Raw genomic sequence first — 20,332 nt, 5'->3', positions numbered from 1 at the left:
ACTGTCGCTACCATTGATTCCGGTTCCGGAAGAGCATGTAAATAAAGAACGGCGCTCCAATTCCTGCTGTAAATACCCCTGCCGGAATATCCAGCGGATAGAACAGCGTCCGGGCAATCAGATCCGCCAGAAAGACAAGCAGCCCGCCCGTCAATGCCGACATCACCAGCAGCCCGCCGAACAATCTTCCGGTCCAGCGCCGGGCCAGATGCGGAGCAATCAGACCGATGAAGCCGACAGCACCGGCTACCGAAACGGCAAAGCCGGCCAGTGCTACGCTGATCAGCACCAGCACAAAGCGGTGCCGCTGAACGGTGACCCCCAGGCTTCCGGCTACATCATCGCCCAGCTCCTGGGCGTTCAAGCTGCGGGCAAAATACAGGGCCAGCGGAATTCCGGCGAGCACAGCCGGAAGCACTGTGAGCACGTTGTCCCAGGAAGCCCCGTACACACTGCCCGTCATCCAGAGATAGGCTTTGCTGGCGGAAATCGCCGGGCTCATGACAATCATCAATGTCGTGGCCGCTTTCGCTGCGGCCGACAGGCCGATGCCGATCAGCACGAGCCTGATGGGCGTCACCCCTTTTTTCCACGACAAGCCATAGACCAGCAGGGATACAATCAGCGCTCCCGCTACGGCGGCGGCGGGCAGCAGCTTGATGCTCACACTGCCGCTCAGGAAGGTGATGAAGGCTACGGCTGCCGCCGACGCTCCGCCCGTAATCCCGATAATATCCGGCGAGGCCAGCGGATTGCGGATGACCCCCTGCAGAATCGCACCGGATACGCCCAGTGCCGAGCCGACAAGCAGTGCGGTAAGTACCCGCGGCAGCCTCAGGGTCATAATAATAAAGTCATATTCCCCTGGCTGCTGCCGAATATCGTCCGCAGCACATCCGGGGGTGAAATATAACCGTTCCCCCACCCGGTTCCCGCAGCAACAGCTGTAACAAACAGCGCAAACCCGATTGCCAGCGCCCATACGGTTGTACGCTCCATTTGAAAGTACACGCCGCTTTTCTTCGTGCGCGGATTAACCAATCTGATCATCTCCATGCACCTCCCTTGCGGGCCACATGAATAAAGAACGGCACCCCGACCGCAGCCGTCATCACCCCGATGGGAACCTCCGACGGCTGAATCAGCAGCCGTGCGGCAACATCCGCCAGCAGTAATAATCCCGCTCCCAGCACGGCAGAGAAAGGCAGCACCCAGCGGTAATCATTCCCCGCAAGCCCCCGGGCCATGTGGGGCACGAAGAGGCCTATAAAGCCGACCGCTCCCACCATCGCCACCGAACCGCCTGCGAGTACAACGATCAAGCCGCCGAGCAGCAGCTTGACGAGCAGGGTCCGCTGGCCCAGGCCTTTGGCGGTATCCTCGCCGGTTGTAAGGAGATTCAGCGCACGGCCCAGGCTCACCGCAATCAATCCGGCTAATACGATGAATGGAAGCAGAGGACGCACATTCTCAAGCGAACGTCCGCTGATCGATCCGGCCAGCCAGAACAGCACATCCTGCAGGCCTGAGTCATTCATCACCAGCAACGCCTGTGTACAGGAGGCGAATAACGCGGTAATGGCTGAGCCGGCCAGAACCAGCTTGACCGGTGTCAGCCCGTCGCGTCCCAGCGATCCAAGCGCATAGACGATCACAGCAGCCAGAATGGCTCCGCCAACAGCGTAGAGAGAGAGGACAGACAGCGGCGTTGCCGGATTCACCAGCACTGCCAGCACAACCAGCAGGATGGCACCGGAGCTGATCCCGAACACATCCGGCGAAGCCAGCGGGTTGCGGGTCATCGCCTGCATCAGGGTGCCTGCCACGGACAGTGATGCACCTACCGCCAGCGCAATGACAGCACGCGCCAGGCGTTCCGTGCGCACAATCAGCTGATCGACGGCACCCGCATCATAATCGGTAAAGGCCAGAACCAGCGTGCTCCAGGACATTACCGTCCTTCCCAGCATCAGGCTGGCGGTGAAGGCCCCGCACAGAAGCAGAACCAGGATCAGCAGCAGCAAGGTGTTGCGCTTGCTCATTTCGGCAAATCAAACATTTCATACAGGCTGTCCAGCATCAGATGGGCCGACAGGATGCCACCTGCCATATTCCAGGCCACCTCATCCACCATATGCACCTGATTGTTCTTGACCGCATCCAGGTTCTTCCACAGCGGATGGCTCGTCCAGTCCGTATACAGCTTATTGACCGCAGCTTCATCTGTACCGGAATTGAAGTTAAAAATCACATCGGCATTCATATCCGGGATGCTCTCCTTGGAGGTCAGCTGCACGCCCCAGGTGTCAGCGTCATGGCCCTCCGGTCTCGTAAATCCAAGCTCCTTCAGGATACCCCCGGCGTACCCCATGTAGAATATCCGCGCATGGTCTTCCCGGAAGTTGGTGATTGTGGCCTCAATCGGCAGCCGGTCACCCATCTTCTGCTTGAAGTCGGCCACCCGGCTGTCCCATTTACCCATCAGCTCAGCCGCTTTGTCCTGCTGGTTCAGCACCTCGCCCATCAGCTTCACGGTCGACTTCCAGTCGTACACCTCACCAGTCATCACTGTAGGCGCAATCTGGCTTAGCTGGTCGTAGATCGCTTCATGCCGGATTTTGTTGGCAAAAATCACATCCGGCTTCAGCTTGTAAATCTCCTCCAGATTGGGCTGAACCTCGGTTCCAATCTGGGCAATATCGCCCAAATCTGCACGCAGATATTCATAGACCGGCTTCTCCAGCCACGACTCCACAATTCCGACAGGTTTGACCCCATAAGCAACTGAAGCATCATTCGCCCCCTGGTACAGGCTGACGATTCTCACAGGAGTGCCTTTAATCTGCGTCTCTCCCATTTCATGCTTGATGGTGCGCACCTCTTCGGATGCCGGTTCAGTACTGTTCTCAGCCGGGTTCGCAGCGGCCTGTGCAGCAGCCTGCTCTGAGGCCGGCGGTGCGGATTCCTCAGCCGCGCTTCCCGGATTCTGCCCGCAGCCTACGGCAACCAGCATAACCGCGAACAGCATAGCGGCCATCCACGCTTTTTTCCAGCTATATCCGGTACGTTTCATTGACTTTACTCCCCCGTTTTCTCTATAGTTATGAGAATTTTGTAAATGATATTGATTCTCATTATTAATTATAGAAAAAGAGCGTGGGGTGAACATAGCCGTTTGCGTTCATTATTTGGACAATTCCGTCCTCCACAGCTCCAGGAGCTTATCCAGCAGCAAATTATGCGAATATGCGGAGTACAGGGTATATAAATGCTGTTCCTCAAATAAGGAGTAGACCTTGCTGCTGCGCACCGCTTTCATAGCCATCCAGCGGGGATCGCTTTCAATCTGCCGGATTTTTTCCCGGATTGCCAGCTTCGTCAGCGGGCTGCCGTCGTTGCGAAAGCTGGTCAGCAGCAGAATGTCCGGATCATAGCTATAAATCTCACTATAGTCAATCTCCCGGTACAACCGGATGTCGCCAAGGCCGTCAGGGGCCTGAAGCCCCAAATCCCCGTACAGGACCGCACCTACATTTCTATGGCCGAACAGGCATATTCTCCCGTTGCCTACCCCTACAATGAGCACCGACTTGCCCTCCGTAAAAGGTGAAAGAGCCGCTCGCGTCTGCTGTGCCTTAAGCTCATAATGCTGCAGCCAGTCCTCGGCTTCTTTTTCCCTCCCGGTGGCAATCGCCACCTTGCGCAATTGTGTACGCCAATCCTCGAAAAATGGAATCGTGACCGTCTGGGCAATGTGCTCGAACATTCTGGATTTCTGCTGCGTCTCCTCGTCGTACACCTCACAGGTAAAAATAAGATCCGGCTCCACCGCTGCCAGCTTGTCCAGATCGGGACGGAAATGGCCAATGTCCCGTACCTCCTTCAACCTGAGCGGGTAATAGCTGTTGACCAAAGCGGCATACGGCTTGATGCCCAGCGCCAGCAGATGTCCGGTCAAATGATGCTGCAGGGAAACAATCCGCTGTGCAGCCTTAACCTGGCGGACATAATGGGAGGGGGACACTCCTGTCGCTGTCCTGAATTTACGGCTGAAATAGAACTCATCGGCAAAACCGACGCTCTGGGCAATGGCGCGGAAGGATTCTTTGGTGGAGAGCAGCGCCTGCTTGGCGTGCTTCAGCCGGATTCCGGTGAGGAATTCAACCGGTGTCTGGCCCAGCTTTTTTTGAATAACCTGGAATAGTAATCGGCGCTCATCCCCGCCACTTCTGCCAGTTGTTCCCGGCTGACGCTGCGGTGATAATTGCGGTGCATGTATTCAACGGTTTGGGCAATAGCCCGTTCCTGAGCGGATTCATTCGGGCCGGAGGACCCTTCGAACAAGGCAAGCAGCAGTTCCTGGAACAGGATGTTTGCCTTCATGCGCTGCGGCGCATCTCCATCCAGCTTTTCACTGATTTCCATTCCGATATCCATCAGCGAGCACCCCGGGACTGGACTGAACTCAATGGGCTGCTCCAGACAGACCGGAACATGCCGCCCGCCCGGGCTCTCCTGAAGCATAGAAAAACTTAATACCAGAATTCGCTCCCAGCCCCCGGTGAAGGCTGAAAGGTCAGCCCCTGGCGGAATAATCATTGCGGTCTGAAGCATTTTCGGACGGCGGATAGGCCGGACAAAACTCTCCGTTTTACCGGACAGCAGCAGCAGTGAATGAAGATAACCGGCCCCGCCCGGCGAAAGCCGTCCGGAAAGCCTGTAGAGATAGCCGGACATCTCCAGATGCATGTCGTTCATATTTCGCCCTCCATTTGAGAATAGTTCTCACTACATTTTAGGTTTAATCGCCTGCTATGACAATCCTTTTTAAATTTGAACTTTTTTTATTTTGTTATTATTTTTTTATAGTGATTACAAAACAAATATTCATATGTTATATTGGATATATATGGGTATTGGAGGTGGTCTGGCCGCGTACCGCACACACTTCTGGGAGTATGCAGATATAGATAGCAAATCCAAATCCGTTATAAGGAGGAACTATCCATGCAAGCGAGTAAGCACTGTTCAATCCGGATCATTGGTATTTTGGCTCTAACGTTTATCCTTATCCTCTCCCTCTCGATCCCACAGAAGCAGGCGGCAGCAGCAGGAACTTCAGTCAAGGGTTTTCATGTAAGCGGTACCAAGTTAATAGATGCCACTGGCAGCCCTTTTGTCATGCGAGGCGTAAATCATGCGCACACCTGGTACAAAAACGACCTGGCGGCTGCCATTCCCGCGATTGCGGCTACTGGCGCAAATACAGTCCGTATCGTACTCTCCAATGGGGGCCAGTGGTCCCCTGACAGCTTGTCCGATGTGCAGAACATCCTGGCGCTCTGCGACCAGTATAAGCTGACCGCCATGCTTGAGGTGCATGATGCGACGGGTTCTGATAACACTTCCACGCTGAACGCAGCCGTCAATTATTGGATCAGCATCAAGGATGTCCTCATCGGCAAGGAAGACCGGGTCATCGTCAATATCGCTAACGAATGGTTCGGCTCCTGGAGCACGCCGGCCTGGGCCAGCGGCTATCAGTCCGCCATCCCGGCCCTCCGGGCAGCCGGCATCAAAAATACTCTGGTCGTCGATGCTGCAGGCTGGGGACAGTACACATCCTCTATTTTTACAAGCGGGAATGCCGTGTTCAATTCTGATCCCCTTGCGAATACGATCTTCTCCATTCATATGTACGAATATTCCGGCGGGTCAGCCGCCACGGTAAAAAGCAATATTGACAATGCCCTGGCCATTGGCGTGCCGGTCATCATCGGGGAGTTCGGCTGGAAGCATTCGGGCGGAGACGTCGATGAAGCAGCCATTATGAGCTATTCGCAGGAAAAAGGGGTCGGCTGGCTGGCATGGTCCTGGTACGGAAACGGCGGCGGGGTCGAATATCTCGATTTGGCGAGCGGTCCCGCCGGCACCCTGTCGGATTGGGGGAAATCCGTTGTGAACGGCCCCTATGGCACAAAGGCAACTTCAGTGCTCAACAAAATCTACACCACTCCTGGTTACGTGCCTGTACCCGACAACGGGACAACACCTACACCTACACCTTCACCTTCACCAACGGCTACCGTGACACCTACTGCAACACCTACGGCTACAGCTACACCAACTGCAACTCCTACTGCTACACCGACCGCGACCGCTACGCCGACTGCAACCGCTACACCAACCGCGACTCCAACAGAAACACCCGGAGCGCTTGCACTGTACTACCGGGCGGCGGATACGAATGTGAACGACAACCAGATCAAGCCCCATTTCAATATCACAAACAACGGCGGTTCCGCCGTCAGTCTAAGCGGGCTGAAGCTCCGTTACTATTTCACCAAAGACGGGGTACAGGCGCTAAACGGCGCAATAGATTGGGCACAGCCGGGTACGGCCAATCTAACGCTTACCTTTGGAACGGCAAATGCCGCGTCTGCAGATTCCTACGTGGAAGTCGGCTTTACCTCAGGAGCGGGAAATCTCCAGCCCGGAGAACAGACCGGGGATATTCAGCTTCGTTTGTTCAAAAGCGACTGGAGTCATTTTAACGAAAACAACGACTACTCCTTCGATGCCTCCAAAACAGCCTACAGCCTATGGGACCATGTTACCCTGTACCAAAACGGCACTCTGGTTTCGGGTGTACAGCCCTAAGCACGGGCGCATATAATCTGAGTTTATATAAATCCCTCCACAAAGCGTGAAAAAAGGGGAGTACCAGCAGCGGCTTGCGGCTTGCGGTGCTTCCCTTTTTGCGCACAGCCCGCACCAGCCGGAACAAGAGCCCGCCTCCGGTTCTTCAAATCAAGGCCGTCTGGTGTATAATGCAAGAAGCATCACTGCATGCCCACCAGATCACGGTACATACAAGACACGATTTCCAATACTAAAGATCAGCGGACCCGTGCTTAAAGCGTCCCTGCCGAAAAGAGGTTATCATCATGACATTATCCGCTTATTCCACTTATGATGCGCTGGGGCTTGCCGCGCTGGTCCGGGCCCGCGAAGTCTCGCCGCGCGAGCTTGTAGAAGCCGCATTCGCCAGACTGGACGAAGTGAATCCGCTCCTGAACGCCGTTGTCCGCACCCGCCGCGAAGCGGCTCTGAAGGAAGCCGACACGATGCCGCCCGATGATCCGTCCCGGCCGTTTGCCGGCGTCCCCTTTCTGCTGAAGGATATCTCCCAGGCGATCGGCGGCGAACCGCTGACCTCCGGCGCCCTTCTGCTGAAGGACAATATCGCGAAGCGGGATTCCAATTACGTCGCCCGTATCAGAGCCGGGGGCTTTATTCCTCTGGGGCACACGAATACCCCCGAATTCGGGCTGAAAAATATCACCGAGCCGCTCCTGCACGGGCCTGCCCGGAATCCCTGGAGCACGGACCGCTCGCCGGGAGGCTCCAGCGGCGGGGCCGCCGCAGCGGTAGCCTCCGGTATCGTACCGGCGGCGGGTGCCAGCGACGGGGGCGGCTCGATCCGCATCCCTGCCTCCTTCACCGGCCTGTTCGGGCTGAAGCCGACGCGCGGACGCACGCCGGTGGGGCCTGGAGTCGGCCGCCAGTGGCAGGGGGCCTCGATTGACTTTGCGCTGACGCGTTCCGTGCGCGACAGCGCGGCCATGCTTGATCTGCTGCAGACCCTGCAGCCGGAGGCCGCGTTTCAGACGCCGCTGTATCCGGGCGTCTATCGGGACGACCTTATGAGGCCCCTGCAGCGCAAGCTGCGGGTTGCTTATACAACCGCGTCCCCTGTCGGAACGCCGGTCTCCGGCGAGGCGGTGGCTGCGGTGCTGAAGACCGTAAGATGGCTGCAGGCTGAAGGCCATGAGGTTGAAGAAAAGCTGAGTCCGGTAAACGGCGTGTGGCTGATGGAGAACTACTATACGATGAACGCCGGAGAGGTAGCAGCGATGTTTATGTCTCTGGAGAATGATATGGGACGCAGCATAGCGGCACATGAAGTGGATATCGTGACCTGGGTGCTCGGCGAAGCCGGTAAAAAGGTCACGGCAGCTGAATTCGTGCACAGCCTGAACGAATGGGATGTGGCCGCTGCGCAAATGGCGGGCCTGCTGAGCCGCTATGACCTGTATATCACACCTGCCAATGCGGACTCAGCGCCTGAGATCGGAGAGCTTACCCAGCAGCCGGAGGAAATAGAGGCTTTGCTGCATATAAGCGAGCTTCCGAAGGAAGCACAGCAGCGGATGATCTACGAGATGTTCGAGCCAAGCCTGACCTATACACCTTTTACCCAACTGGCCAACCTGACAGGTCAGCCCGCAATGAGCGTCCCTCTGCATCTTACACCGGCAGGCCTGCCGATCGGGGTTCAGGTGATGGCTTCCAAAGGCCGCGAGGATCTGCTGCTGCAGCTGGCCGCCCAGTTGGAGCAATCGGAGCTATGGGTGGGGATGAAGGGGAATCCGCTGTTTCCTTAACTCATATGATTGCATTTTGTGCAATAAAAAGCGTATATTACTGCGGTAAATCTCGATCTGCTGTATTTCGTGCAATTGATTTCTGTGATTTCGCCTCCACAGGGCCTTTTCTCAGAAATCTGCTGTACAGAATGCAGCAGATTTTGTTTTCCGGCTGAGCCGGGAGCATTCTGCTGCTGAAAGTGCGGCAGATTGCCCCGGTAAATCACTTCACTAGACAGTCAGCGGACCCTCTAGCCGGAATTCTTAATTTAGTCCCAGCCGCAGACATTTCATATTGGAATACCGGTAGCCCGCAGCCTCGTAAAAATGCAGCGCCCGTGCATTACCGGCGTCAGCGAGCAGCGTGATCCGCAAAAAACCGTTCGCCTTCGCATACTCGGCAATCCGGTCCATGAAAAACCGGCCGCTCCCTCTTCCGCGCTCAGCCGCAGAGACAATAAAATCCTCCAGCATGATGACCGGCCCGCCTTCAAAGGTGCTGAAGCCAAAAGCCAGGTTCACCATCCCCACTACTTTTACATCTCTCTTCAGCAGCATTAGTACGCCCCGGTCCGGATGGTTCAGAATCAGCTCCAGCCCGGCCTTCTGCTTATCCGTATTGATGGCACCGGCAAAATCGGCCTCCAGGGCGAACAGCTCGCTAAGCAGCGCGCTCATGGCTTCCAAATCCTCTATTCCGGCTGAGCAAATTGTCAGCAAGGTTTCATCCTTCCCTTCTCACGCTAATTTGGTTTCTCCTATGATAAGGGATGTTCAGCCTTTTCACTGTGACTTTTGGGCAGTGCAGGATGCAGGCACCCCGCCCGGTTACATTGTGGAAAGACCTGCGGGCTGGACTGCCACAGGTGAAGGGAATGCTTCTGCAGACCAACAGCTCTTTCAATTGACCGTCATTAGTTGTAAAAAGGACACTTAAATCAGCTACACCAGCTGAATCCGCTGTGCTAAGTGGAAAAAGTATCCTTAATTCTCCCGGATCCACCAGCCGGAGCCGATTTCGGCGAAATTAGTGGTACTAAATCCACTTAGCATCTGCAAAAAGGCCGAAGAGGCACAAATTAGTGGTACAAATTCCACTTAGCACAGCCAAATCGAACATGGAGAAAAACACATGCGCGAAACCGCGAGTAAAGGGGGATTAACAACAGCAGCTTTGCCGGGAAATCAGCTTATAGCAGACAACAGCAGCTTTGCCGGGAGATGCAGCTTATAGCCGAGCACTTATACTGGACAAAGCCGGCAGACAGAGAAAAACGGGGGCAAGATCACCCCTCCCCGTTCTCCCTACAGCCGCTCCAAACGGCGGTTTAATGTATAGCTTCCGCCAGCTTCGGCATAGAAGGTGATCCGGTGTCCACCCGAGCGGACTGTTACCATGCCCGGCGTGAAGGTGCGAAGCTGAGCTGTGCTTAACTGGCCTTCCTCCCAGAATATATCCACTTCGGCATTCCCCTTGGCCCGCAGCCCGGACACCGAGCCTGTATTCCATGCCTCAGGAAGTGCAGGCAGCAAATGAATCTCATGCGCGCGGCTTTGCAGCAGCATTTCTGCAATGACTGCCGTCCCGCCGAAATTCCCGTCGATAACAAAGATATTGCTCTCCGCTCCCGCAATGCCCGATTTGGAGTAGGTGAACAGATTATCGAAGCACAGGCTGCCGATCAAGTGGGAGACATGCTTGTAGGCCTTCTCCCCGTCATGCAGCCTGGCAAAGCCGAGCCCGAACAAGGCTGCTGTGAATTCCACATCCTCCAGCTCATCCTGGAGCATCCGGTTCTCCAGCGTGACTCTCACTGCCCTGCTAAGCTCCGGTGTCCGGTCCGGTGTAATCTGATTGCCGGGATACAGGGCAAACAAATGGGACAGGTGCCGGTGCTCCGGCTGCGCCTCCGCATAATCCTCCAGCCATTCCTGCAGCTGCCCTCTCTTGCCGATTTGAAGCGGCGGCAGCTTGAATATCGCTTCATGCAGCTTCTGCTGCAGCTCTTCGTCCCTCTTCAGCAGCTCCGCTGACTTTAGGCAGAATTCGAACAGCTCACGCACCAGTATTTGATCCATGGTTGGTCCCATAGATAACTGCTGGGCACCCTCACCGGGATCGCCGGGGTAGAAACTGTTCTCCGGCGAGTTGGAGGGTCCGGTCACCAGCCAGCCGTACTTGGGATGAATACTCATGTAGTCCAGGAAGAAGACCGCAGCCTCTTTGAGCACAGGATAAGCGTGACGCTCCAGAAATTCACGGTTCCGGCTATATTCATAATGCTCGATCAGGTGTGTCGCGAGCCACAGCCCGCCTGTGACATTGAGCCCCCATGAAGTCTCCCAGCCCGGAAGCGTGAACCCCCAGATGTTCGAGAATACATGCGCGACCCAACCTTCGCTGCCATATAAATTACGGGCGGTGGATCTTCCCGCCTGTGCCAGATCTTCAATATAACGCATCAATGGAAGATGGCTGTCCCCCAGGTTCGTAATCTCCGTAGGATAATAGTTCATCTGGGTGTTGATGTCCAGGTGATAGTCGCAGCTCCAGCCCATCCGGCAGGCTTCCCCATCATTCCAGATGCCCTGAAGATGCATAGGCAGCGGAGAATCCCCCCGTGAGCCGGCGATAGTCAGATAACGTCCGTATTGCAGGAACAGGGCGAACAGCTGCGGATCATCCGCACCGCCTTCCTTGGCTAGTAATTGAATGCGTTGATCTGTAGGGAGACTGGTCTTGCCTGAAAGACCCAGCTGTATATTCACTTTGCTGTATTGCTGTGTGTAATCTGCGATATGTTCCTTTCTAAGCTGGTCATAACCTTTGGCAATCGCCTGCTCAAGCGTATGGCAGCTCTTCGCTTCCCAGTCCGCCCCATTACGGCGGTAATCGGTGCTAACGGCAAAATAAATCTGTGCCTCATCCGCTCCAGTGACCGTAATCCGGCCATCCCTGCTATGAACCGTACCGCCGGATACGGACACCTTAACCAAACCCTTGGCCCATACTCCGCAAGCCCCATTGCTGTGTATGGCTTCTATCGCCCGGCCTTTGAATTCCAGTGTGCCGTCGTCCACACCTGAGACTGAGAACGATGCAGTCCCCCCCTTCAGACCCAGTGTAAAAGATACGCCACCCGGATGACCGCTCCAAATTCTAGAGGCCACCAGATGATCCGCATGCGAGGCGAAGACCTCACGGTACAGTGTTGATCCGTTTCCCTGACAGACCGCTCCTGCCACTGCGCTTGTCAAATCCAGCTCTCGCCGAAAGCTTCCGGCTTCCCCGGACTCCTGATTCTGCTCTGCAAAAGCAATGACAACCTCGCATACTCCGAGATTCGTGCCGAAATTCTGCTTCTTCGGCTGCAGATACCGCTTGGCAAGACGGTCACCCGCCTCATAATCTCCGGCAAAAAAATGCCGCCGCATTTCTTCCAGCACATCCTTGCCCCCTGCAAAAGCCGGCTCCGGATCGGGCTGTCCCGACCAGTAGGTGGCCTCGCTTATGCTCCACACCTCACGGTTCGGGGCAGCCATCACCACTGCGCCTATCCTTCCGTTGCCCAGAGGCAATCCCTGGGACCAGCCCGATGCAGGGGTCGAATACCACAGCTTAAAATCGTTCATCCCATATTCTCCTGTCTGTATGATAGTCTGTACAATCCCAGTACGCAGCTTTTCAAACCTGCATCCAAAATCTGCAACGATCTTCCGATCCATCCCCTCATTTAACGACTCTTGTCAGTCTCTACTCCTAGCGCAGCGGCAGGCACCGTTTCAGCTGCACAGCATCTTCAGCACCCGAAGGCCGGTACCTGTGCTGCGGCTGTCCTTGCGCTCCGTATTGCGGACCTTAATAAGCAGCCCGCCGCGCTTTTCCCGCAGAGGAAACAGCGCCAGAACAGGCCGGTACGCTTGCAGGCACCAGTCATCGAACAGATTCACTTCAGTAAAAGGCCCGCCGTTCAGCGAGTATTCGAATATCCCTGTGTCCGGTCCGCACAGCAGAACCAGTCCGGCACATTGGCCGGACACCGTAAAGGTGAAGGCCGCCTGCGGATCATCTGTCCACGCATGTGCTGTGGAGAATCTCCAGTTCATCAGCGGCTCATCGGGCTGCAGCTCCCCCATATGAAAAGCTGCGGAATAATGGGCGGTGCTGAAATCCAGCATCCGGCCATATTCATAGTTCCGGCTGTCCAGGGGAACGGGGAGCGTGGTCCGCTCTTCAAGCCCGCCGACAGGCAAAACCCTGTCCTGCACAAGCGCCTGCTCCAGATAACCCCGCACCAAGCCGGCATACAGCGCATGTCCCGCGTCCAGCGGGTGATAGCCGTCGGGGGCAAACTTCTTCCAATCCAGCTCGCCCGTGTGGATCATCGTATACACTCTGGCGGCGCAATCCACTGAAGGAATGCCGTAATATTCAGCCACTTCCTCATGCACCGCGATGTTGAACGGCTTATAGCCGGTCAGGTTTTTGTCAGCCGCTGTGTACACGAAGCACAGCTCTGTCTCCGGCGACAGCCGCCGGCACTGGCGGACAATCCCTTCCATGCCGCGTACGGATTCCTCCCGGTCCTCCCCGTCATTGACACTGAATTCGACAAACAGCAGGTCGGCCGGACCTTCGCGAAGCAAATGCTCCTGCAGCCGGTGCGCCCCGAATGTAGAGGTGGTCCCGCCGACTCCGGCATTGATGCAGCGCACCGGATGGCCCGTGTATACACTCTGCAAATATTGTCCGGTCAACGCGCGCCAACTGGTTGCACCGGCATCCGAAGCGCCTGCCCCCTCTGTAATGGAGCCGCCCAGAAAGGCGACTGTAATCGGGGCGGTTCCTGCAAGCTTGCTCCGCATGCCGGGCAATCCCCGGCGCGGCGAAATACTGGAGCTGCCGACGCTGTTCTTATGAACCATGACTTCACCTCCGGTTCAAATACATAATAAATAGATTGAAATTGAAGAATCGATGAAGAGGCAGCCATCCAGTTCAACTTATATTGAAACAGCAGTGCCGGCCTTGACAGGCCGGCACTGCTACGCGAAGCACAGGCGCTCGTGCTGTATTCAGGATGGCTTCTGTAAGACCAGAGTCGGCGCTTATGCTGCATTCGCCTGCCTATGGGAAAAGGTTTGGCCGCTGGACGCAATTCAGCGCCCTGGCGGACTCCCCCATACAAGCTTTATTTTACTGAAGCGTCATATGCTTTTTGCAGAATTTCCAGGTAGCGGTCCAGCTTCAGGTCTTTCAGGCCTTGGACATATGCATCCCAGTCCTTATTCAGATCCTTGTTGCCGGTTATGAATTGCAGCTCGTTCTGCTCAATGTAGTTTCTCAGGTTGGTCTGCAGCATGCTGGCTTCATCAATCTCTGACGGATCAATCCAGATCGACCAGATCGGGAACAGCTCCTTGGGCTCATGGCCCTGGTACAGCAGGGAAGCATTATACAGTCTGCGTTCGTACCCGTTGGAGGCATAGATGTCCGTCGCCTGGACGAAGGTGTCGCGGTATTCCTTCGGCATGTAGAAATGCCCCATTCCGCTCCAGCCCGCATTGCGCGGCGCTTCGCCTTCCGCCATCGGAATCTGCTTGATCACTGGTTTGACATCCTTGCCGAGCGCAACATCGCCTTCAGCCGGATCGGTCCAGTCAATGCCCTTCATCCCGCTGGCCGCATTCGTCTGGCCTTCCGGTGTGAACATGTAGTCCACCATCTTGATCAGAGCCACTTTTGCTTCTTCACTGGCTTTGTTGGTGATGACGAACTTGGCTCCCGGCGATACACCTCCGGCGTCATGGGTCGTGTACGAGATACCTTTGGGGCCGGTAAGCGGAGCCAGCGGATTGTAATGCGCCGAGCGGGTATTGCCCGGGTCGATGTTGATGAAGATCGCCGGATGCATGCCCGCGCCTGCGCCGAGAATTTCCGCATCCGCATTTTCACCGATTTTTTTAAAGGCTTCCGCATTTTGGGTAAAGGCTCCCGGATCAATCAGACCGGCATCATACAGCGACTTGATATAGCTCAGGCCTTCCTTCCATTCCGGCTTGATGGCGGCCGATTCGACCTTGCCATCCGTCATGTTCAAGTAATTCCGGTCATCATCATAAACGAAGCTGTTCATGAGATAAGGGATAATGCGCACGCCGAAATCTTCTGTCGAACCGCTCAGCGGCACTTCATCGGCCTTGCCGTTGCCGTTCGGGTCCTTTGTCTTGAAGGCTTCCAGCATTTGTTTGAACTCCTCCGTGGTTTTCGGCTCTTTCAGATTCAGCTTTTTCAGCCATTCGGTGTTGATCCACATTTTGTTGGGATACGAGCAGTGGAAGCATTCAGCATAGGCGCCCAGCCCGTAGATATTGCCGTCCGGCGCCGTATTGAGCGTTTTCATTTCAGGATGTTTTTCCATGGCCGCTTTGATGTTGGGCGCATATTTGTCAATCAGGTCATTCAGCGGAACCAGCACGCCCTGCTGGCCGTATTTCAGCACATCGCCCTGGGAAAATTCATCAATGTAGGCGGTGAGCAGATAGGCATCGGGATAGTCGCCGCTGGCCAGTGAAATTTGGCGTTTCTCCTTGGCACCGTCGGAGGGATTGATCTGCCAGTTGAACTTGATGCCGAACTTGTCTTGAACAAATGCCGTGAATTTATTGGTCGGGATATCAATCCCTGATTCCTGTACGGCAAACACGCTGACCTCTACAGGCTTGGACGCATCTGCGGCATTTCCGCTGCCGGCTGCTGTGCCGGACGGGCTTTCTGTATTGTTTTTGCCCGAGCAGCCGCTGACCACAAGGGAAAATACCGTTACCAGCATTAACAAAGCCAACAAACTTTTCTTCAAAGCCGATCAACTCCCTTTTTTAAGTTGGACAGGGTGGATATGTGTTGCTGCGAAAAAAACGGCCTCACCCCCTTGCCGGTTATAGCTTCTCTTACCCCTTGACTGAGCCGACCAGCATGCCCTGTACGAAATACCGCTGCACAAAAGGATAAATGACAAGCACAGGCAAGGTGGCGACGACAATCAGCGCATATTTCAGCAATTCGGCCATCTGCTGCCGCTCCACCATCGCCATGGCATCCATAGCCCCGGCAGTGTTGTTCTGGATAATGATACTGCGCAGCACCAGCTGCAGCGGGAACAGATCTGCCGACTTCAGATAGATCAGGGCGTCAAAATACGAATTCCATTGCCCCACAGCATACATTAGCACCAAAACTGCGATAATTGGCTTGGACAGCGGCAGCACTACACTGCGGATGAACCGCATATCACTGCAGCCGTCAATCTCGCTGGCTTCCAGCAGTTCTTCGGGGATGGAGGATTGGAAAAAGGATCTGGCGATAATCACCTGCCATACCCAGATGGCATTGGGGATAAGCAGCGCCCAGCGCGTATCGATCAGATGCAGCTCTCTGACGACCATGTAGGTGGGAATCAGCCCGCCGCTGAAGATCATCGTGAAGGTAATGATCATCATCAGCGCATTGCGGCCAAAAAAAGCTCTCCGCGACAGCGGATACGCGATCATAATCGTCAGCGTCACACTGATCAGCGTTCCCGCTGCCGTATAAAAGATGGAATTCGCGTACCCGCTGATAATCTCATGCGTGCTGAACAGCACCTTAAAGCCCTTGAAGGAGATATCAACCGGCCAGAGCCAGACCCGGCCCGAGGTGACGGCCGCCGGACTGCTGATGGAGCTGCTGATAATGAAAATAAGCGGATACAGCACAACGATGACTACAAGGATGAGCACAGTGTACACTATAGCCAGAAATATCCGGTCACCGGCGGACTCTCTAATTTTTTGGGGAACTGCTGCCGAAACTGCCATACAGGAACTCCTTTCTTACCAGATGCTGTTATTGGTGATTCGTTTGGCCAGTCCGTTCACGGTAACCAGCAGAACCAGATTAATGAGTGAATTGAACAAACCGACTGCGGTCGCGAAGCTGTAGTTGGCGTTCAGCAAGCCGATCCGGTAGACGTAGGTGGCAATGATCTCAGAATTGGCAATATTCAGCGGATTCTGCAGCAGATAGACTTTTTCAAAACCAATCGCCATTACGTTGCCCACATTCAGGATCAGAATAATCACAATCGTCGGCACAATCCCGGGAAGATCCACGTGGCGGATCTTTTGAAACCTTGAAGCCCCGTCCACCTTGGCCGCCTCATACAGGGTCGGATCAATCCCGGCCAGTGCGGCCAGATAAATTACGGCGCTGTAGCCCGCGGTCTGCCAAATATCGGACCAGACATAAATCGAGCGGAACATGCCGGGCTCGCCCAGGAAGTTCACCGAGTTCAGGCCGAAGAAATTCAGCGCAATGTTGGCGAACCCGAGACGCGGTGCCAGGAACAGCATAATGATCGAAACCATGACCACAGTGGATATAAAATACGGCGCAAACGATACAAGCTGGACAAACCGTTTGAACCGGCCGCCACGGATTTCATTGATCATCAGCGCGAGCAGAATTGGGATCGGAAACCCGGCCAGCAGCAGATAACCGCTCAGCAGAATGGTATTCTTCACGAGTGTCCAGAACAGCGGATTTTCAAAAAACAGTTCAAAGTGCTTGAGGCCTACCCAAGGGCTGCCCCAGATCCCCTTGATCACGTTATAATCCTTGAAAGCCAGGACAGCGTTCGCCATCGGGTAATACTTAAAGATTACAAAGAACAGCAAAGGCGGGATCACAAGCAGGTGCAGCTGCCAGTGTTTCATTATTTTTTTTCCGGCGGTATGCAGCCAGCCCTGGCCTTTGTTCCGGGGCACCGTGCGGGTGCTCATAGCTATTTCTTTATCCAGTTGAATCCCCCCCTTAAAGTTGTTGCTCCATTGATTTCACTTCAGCCCAACTTGCTTTGGAAGCATACGGCTTGGTGTCTGACAGTATGTGTGATAGCGCTTTCTACACGAGTTGATCATAGGGGATACCGGCCGGTCTTGAACAGGTACACTTCCGTATTTTGCGTACAGATTGCCCGCTTTATGGGGGCAACACTTCCTGGGACGGCCTGAATTCCGCATTTTTGCAAGCGGATACATTTTTGGAGGCTCCCGCCCGAACAGAAACGGCTGCACCGTCCGGAATGGACAATACAGCCGTTTTTTCCTGGGATGGCCAGGAGACCCTGCATCCCTCTTACCGGAGGACCGCTGCTTCCCTCCGCTTCCCTCTGTCATCCCAACTCCCCCAACCAGGAGAGGAGGTAAGCCCAAGTGGAAAAAGTGAACCTAATACCGCCGAAAACAGCAATTTTGAGGGTTTAGGTGGAAAAAGTACACTTAAAAATGCCATATTCTCCTGCCCGGAGGGAAATGGGCTGGATTAGTGATACTTTTTCCACCTAGTCTGCCGAGAGCAGGGTGCTCGGGCCAATGAGTGATACTTTTTCCACCTAATCTGCCGAGCGCAGGGTGCTCAGGCCAATGAGTGATACTTTTTCCACTTAGTCTATCGAGCACAGGGTGCGGGGGCTAGTTAGCGTTACTTTTTCCAACACTTTTTTATTCGGCATGTGATTGTCTGTAGGTGCTGGGAGAAATGCCGGTTAACCGCTTGAACGCTCTGCGGAAGGAATGCGAGCTGTTATAGCCTACCCGTGCTGCAATCTCATCCACCGTGTACCGGCTCTCTTTCAGCAGGATTGCCGCCTGATCCATCCGGACCTTGACCAGATGATCGGAATAATTCACGCCGGTCACCTCCTTGAACAACTGGGAAATGTATTTTTCCGGCCGCTCCACATGTTCGGCTACCCGGTACAGAGTCAGTTCGGAGTCCGAATACATCTCCTCGGTGTACTGGTAAATCTGCTTAATAATCTGAGTGTGCGCATCTTTCTTTTTATTGCTGATATACCCGCATAACCCCTCCATGATGGCATGAAATCCGGCCTGGATGTGGTCCAGCGGCTCCGTGGAGCTGATGTCGATGATCCGCCGTTTGGCACTTTCGAACAGCGGGGATTCCATGAAGGTTTTTTGATCCAGCAGCTTGAGGAAGGTGCCCTTCATCTCCCCGATCAGCTGATGCTTCATCTCAATGGACAGCTCCCGTTCGCCAAGATTCTGCGCAAAGATCGCATCGATAATGCGGGTGGCTTCGGCCAGCTCCCCGGCGCGCAGAGTGCTCATCAGCCGCTGCTCCGTATCCAGCGGATAGTAGTAGGTCGAGTTCTTGATTCCAGCCTCATGATTCCAGGTGATGCCTTTCTTGTTCATATACACGGCGTATTCCAGCGCCTGCTTCGCCTGCTCAAAGGACCCGCTGACCTCTGTAACCGAAGCGAAAAAGCCCCCGAACCCGGCCTGAACCGAAATCCGGTATTCCTTCAGGACCAGTTGCGCCAGGTTCTCCATAATGTGTGTAACCGCCACTTCCTGGTCCGCCGCGAATTCCCCGGAGCCCGAGAAAAACAGGCAGACCATTTTGTCCGAGCCCATGTCGGCCATGGGGAGCGGTCCGGTCAGCGCAGCAAGCGCCTGCTTCACCAGCAGCCGGGCGGCGTTCAGCTCATTGAGAATCTCCACGCTGTCCATGCCGGAATAACCGTTGATCTGGATGATCCCGGCATAGCCGGTTCCCTGATTCAGCCCGATGTCCGCCTGGGCGGCAGCAGAGACAATTTCCTCCCGCGACTCAAATTCCCCGGCGATCAGCCGCTTGATAAAAGCATCCCTGACCAAGGGGAGCTGGCGGTGAAGCTCGCTTTCCAAAAGCTTGTTCTTGGTAATCATATTGGCAATATTCCCGCTCAGGAAGTCGAACTCACTCTGCTCCGCCGTCTCTTCCTTGCCAAACTGCTCCTTCATCACACTGAGCATCCGGTTGATCGGAGCGCTGTTCCGGTAAGCAAGCACAAGACCGGCGAGCAATCCGAGGAACAACGCGCCTCCGGTGATCAGCCAGGACATGTATTTGATTCTGTTGGCATTCTCCAGCAGAATGCTGCGGGGAATGCCCGCCTGGTACACCCAGCCATTCGTATCTGAACGGGTGGTAATCACGAGATCATCCTGGTAAAACTGGCTCACCTTGCCCTTGTCGAACGAGGAATCCGCGTTCAGCTTGTTCATATACGGCTCATCTTTCCCTTGCAGCACGATGGTCTTCCCGGCTGCATCGCTGATATGAACCCAGCCCCCGTAACGCTCAGTCAGGCCGGACAGCAGGCTGGCAATGATTTTCTCATCGATAATCACGACCACAACAGCAGGGGATGAATCATTGAAGCTGTCGAGCGGCAGCGACTGCATGTAGGTAATGACCGAGGTTTGTGCACCTTTGCTGACAAAAGCGCTCAGCGGCCTGATTTCACTCCGGTGGGTTTTCTCAAGCACCTGCTTCTTCCACTCGGCCTGCGGCAGATCGTTATAGTGAAAAATCTCATAATAATGCTCGGGGCGGTAAGAGGAGCCTGGAGTTAGAACCAGATCGTAATTGGCGAGATAAATGTAATAATCCTGCAGAAAATCATTCGTCTGGCCGAAGGTCAGAACATTGCGCATGGTCCTCCAGATTCCGTAAACATTGGTCTCCCGGCCGCGTTCATTCAGCAGCACGTTCAGTTCGGGATTCACCGCCAGCTGTCTGGTCAGCCCCTCCACCTCAGCCATCCGGCGCTCCAGAATTTCCTGGCTTTTTTGCAGCTGGATCACACTGTTCTCAATGGAGATGGACTCGGTTACAGCGATCGATGTGCGGTAAGACATGTAGCCGCCTATGCTTGGAATAATCAGAATAACTATGTAGGAGATTAGAAATCTGCGGAAAACCTTGGAGTATTTGAGCATCGCTTGATTCTCCTCTCAGTTGGTAGCGCTCACATAGCATAAGCTTAAAACAATTTGCCACACAGTCAAGTCTT

13 protein-coding genes and 1 pseudogene are annotated in these 20,332 nt (G+C 54.8%); 2 read left to right on the top strand and 12 right to left on the bottom strand.

The features are described from left to right. Positions 1–7: 7 nt before the first annotated feature. The 5 genes and pseudogenes from JI735_RS18070 to JI735_RS35970 form a co-directional block, all read right to left on the bottom strand. A pseudogene (locus JI735_RS18070) lies at positions 8–999 on the bottom strand (FecCD family ABC transporter permease). Between the two features lie 47 nt (positions 1,000–1,046). Beyond that, entirely contained in the window at positions 1,047–2,042 is a 996-nt protein-coding gene (locus JI735_RS18065) for a FecCD family ABC transporter permease (RefSeq protein ID WP_039838652.1), read from the bottom strand. Next, positions 2,039–3,073 (bottom strand): ABC transporter substrate-binding protein, encoded by a 1,035-nt coding sequence (locus JI735_RS18060; protein ID WP_039838653.1) that lies wholly within the window; start codon positions 3,071–3,073, stop codon positions 2,039–2,041. Before JI735_RS18060 ends, JI735_RS18065 begins: the two co-directional genes overlap by 4 nt. Before the next feature lie 111 nt (positions 3,074–3,184). After that, positions 3,185–4,180 (bottom strand): ABC transporter substrate-binding protein, encoded by a 996-nt coding sequence (locus JI735_RS18055; protein ID WP_267919291.1) that lies wholly within the window; start codon positions 4,178–4,180, stop codon positions 3,185–3,187. Further along, a complete protein-coding gene (locus tag JI735_RS35970; protein WP_233475945.1) occupies positions 4,138–4,758 on the bottom strand; it encodes a hypothetical protein in 621 nt (206 codons plus the stop codon). Before JI735_RS35970 ends, JI735_RS18055 begins: the two co-directional genes overlap by 43 nt. Positions 4,759–5,007: 249 nt before the next feature. On the opposite strand from JI735_RS35970, the gene JI735_RS18045 reads away from it, so the two are divergent. Together JI735_RS18045 and JI735_RS18040 are read left to right on the top strand one after the other, a co-directional pair. Further along, positions 5,008–6,660: a cellulose binding domain-containing protein gene (locus tag JI735_RS18045; RefSeq protein WP_039838655.1), complete on the top strand. Its 1,653-nt coding sequence runs from the start codon at positions 5,008–5,010 to the stop codon at positions 6,658–6,660. 287 nt (positions 6,661–6,947) lie between these two features. Beyond that, the gene (locus tag JI735_RS18040) at positions 6,948–8,447 is read left to right on the top strand and encodes an amidase (protein ID WP_202676263.1); all 1,500 of its coding nucleotides are present in this window, start codon (positions 6,948–6,950) and stop codon (positions 8,445–8,447) included. A gap of 246 nt (positions 8,448–8,693) precedes the next feature. Here the strand turns inward: JI735_RS18040 and JI735_RS18035 are convergent, their stop codons facing one another. From JI735_RS18035 to JI735_RS18005, 7 genes are all read right to left on the bottom strand, one after another. Further along, a complete protein-coding gene (locus tag JI735_RS18035) occupies positions 8,694–9,149 on the bottom strand; it encodes a GNAT family N-acetyltransferase (protein ID WP_157771489.1) in 456 nt (151 codons plus the stop codon). A gap of 585 nt (positions 9,150–9,734) precedes the next feature. Continuing rightward, entirely contained in the window at positions 9,735–12,062 is a 2,328-nt protein-coding gene (locus JI735_RS18030) for a glycoside hydrolase family 95 protein (RefSeq protein ID WP_202676262.1), read from the bottom strand. Between the two features lie 150 nt (positions 12,063–12,212). Then, positions 12,213–13,355 (bottom strand): SGNH/GDSL hydrolase family protein, encoded by a 1,143-nt coding sequence (locus JI735_RS18025; protein ID WP_202676261.1) that lies wholly within the window; start codon positions 13,353–13,355, stop codon positions 12,213–12,215. 266 nt (positions 13,356–13,621) lie between these two features. Continuing rightward, entirely contained in the window at positions 13,622–15,289 is a 1,668-nt protein-coding gene (locus JI735_RS18020; protein ID WP_039838665.1) for an extracellular solute-binding protein, read from the bottom strand. A gap of 91 nt (positions 15,290–15,380) precedes the next feature. Further along, on the bottom strand, positions 15,381–16,286 hold the full coding sequence (locus JI735_RS18015) for a carbohydrate ABC transporter permease (protein WP_039838666.1): 906 nt from the start codon (positions 16,284–16,286) through the stop codon (positions 15,381–15,383). A gap of 15 nt (positions 16,287–16,301) precedes the next feature. Continuing rightward, positions 16,302–17,249 (bottom strand): ABC transporter permease, encoded by a 948-nt coding sequence (locus tag JI735_RS18010; protein ID WP_083886927.1) that lies wholly within the window; start codon positions 17,247–17,249, stop codon positions 16,302–16,304. Between the two features lie 720 nt (positions 17,250–17,969). Beyond that, positions 17,970–20,258, bottom strand: a complete 2,289-nt coding sequence (locus tag JI735_RS18005; protein ID WP_039838668.1) for a helix-turn-helix domain-containing protein — start codon at positions 20,256–20,258, stop codon at positions 17,970–17,972. Positions 20,259–20,332 lie beyond the last annotated feature (74 nt).

The organism is Paenibacillus sonchi (assembly GCF_016772475.1).
GTDB classification, from domain to species: Bacteria; Bacillota; Bacilli; order Paenibacillales; family Paenibacillaceae; genus Paenibacillus_AQ; species Paenibacillus_AQ sonchi.
This window is presented reverse-complemented; position numbering and strand designations above follow the sequence as displayed.

Excerpts from the sequence above, each read along its gene's own strand:
- JI735_RS18030 (WP_202676262.1), bottom strand. The coding sequence starts at position 12,062 with ATGAACGATTTTAAGCTGTGGTATTCGACCCCTGCATCGGGCTGGTCC.
- JI735_RS18065 (WP_039838652.1), bottom strand. The coding sequence starts at position 2,042 with ATGAGCAAGCGCAACACCTTGCTGCTGCTGATCCTGGTTCTGCTTCTG.
- JI735_RS18040 (WP_202676263.1), top strand. The coding sequence starts at position 6,948 with ATGACATTATCCGCTTATTCCACTTATGATGCGCTGGGGCTTGCCGCG.
- JI735_RS18060 (WP_039838653.1), bottom strand. The coding sequence starts at position 3,073 with ATGAAACGTACCGGATATAGCTGGAAAAAAGCGTGGATGGCCGCTATG.
- JI735_RS18005 (WP_039838668.1), bottom strand. The coding sequence starts at position 20,258 with ATGCTCAAATACTCCAAGGTTTTCCGCAGATTTCTAATCTCCTACATA.
- JI735_RS35970 (WP_233475945.1), bottom strand. The coding sequence starts at position 4,758 with ATGAACGACATGCATCTGGAGATGTCCGGCTATCTCTACAGGCTTTCC.
- JI735_RS18010 (WP_083886927.1), bottom strand. The coding sequence starts at position 17,249 with ATGAGCACCCGCACGGTGCCCCGGAACAAAGGCCAGGGCTGGCTGCAT.
- JI735_RS18015 (WP_039838666.1), bottom strand. The coding sequence starts at position 16,286 with ATGGCAGTTTCGGCAGCAGTTCCCCAAAAAATTAGAGAGTCCGCCGGT.
- JI735_RS18045 (WP_039838655.1), top strand. The coding sequence starts at position 5,008 with ATGCAAGCGAGTAAGCACTGTTCAATCCGGATCATTGGTATTTTGGCT.
- JI735_RS18025 (WP_202676261.1), bottom strand. The coding sequence starts at position 13,355 with ATGGTTCATAAGAACAGCGTCGGCAGCTCCAGTATTTCGCCGCGCCGG.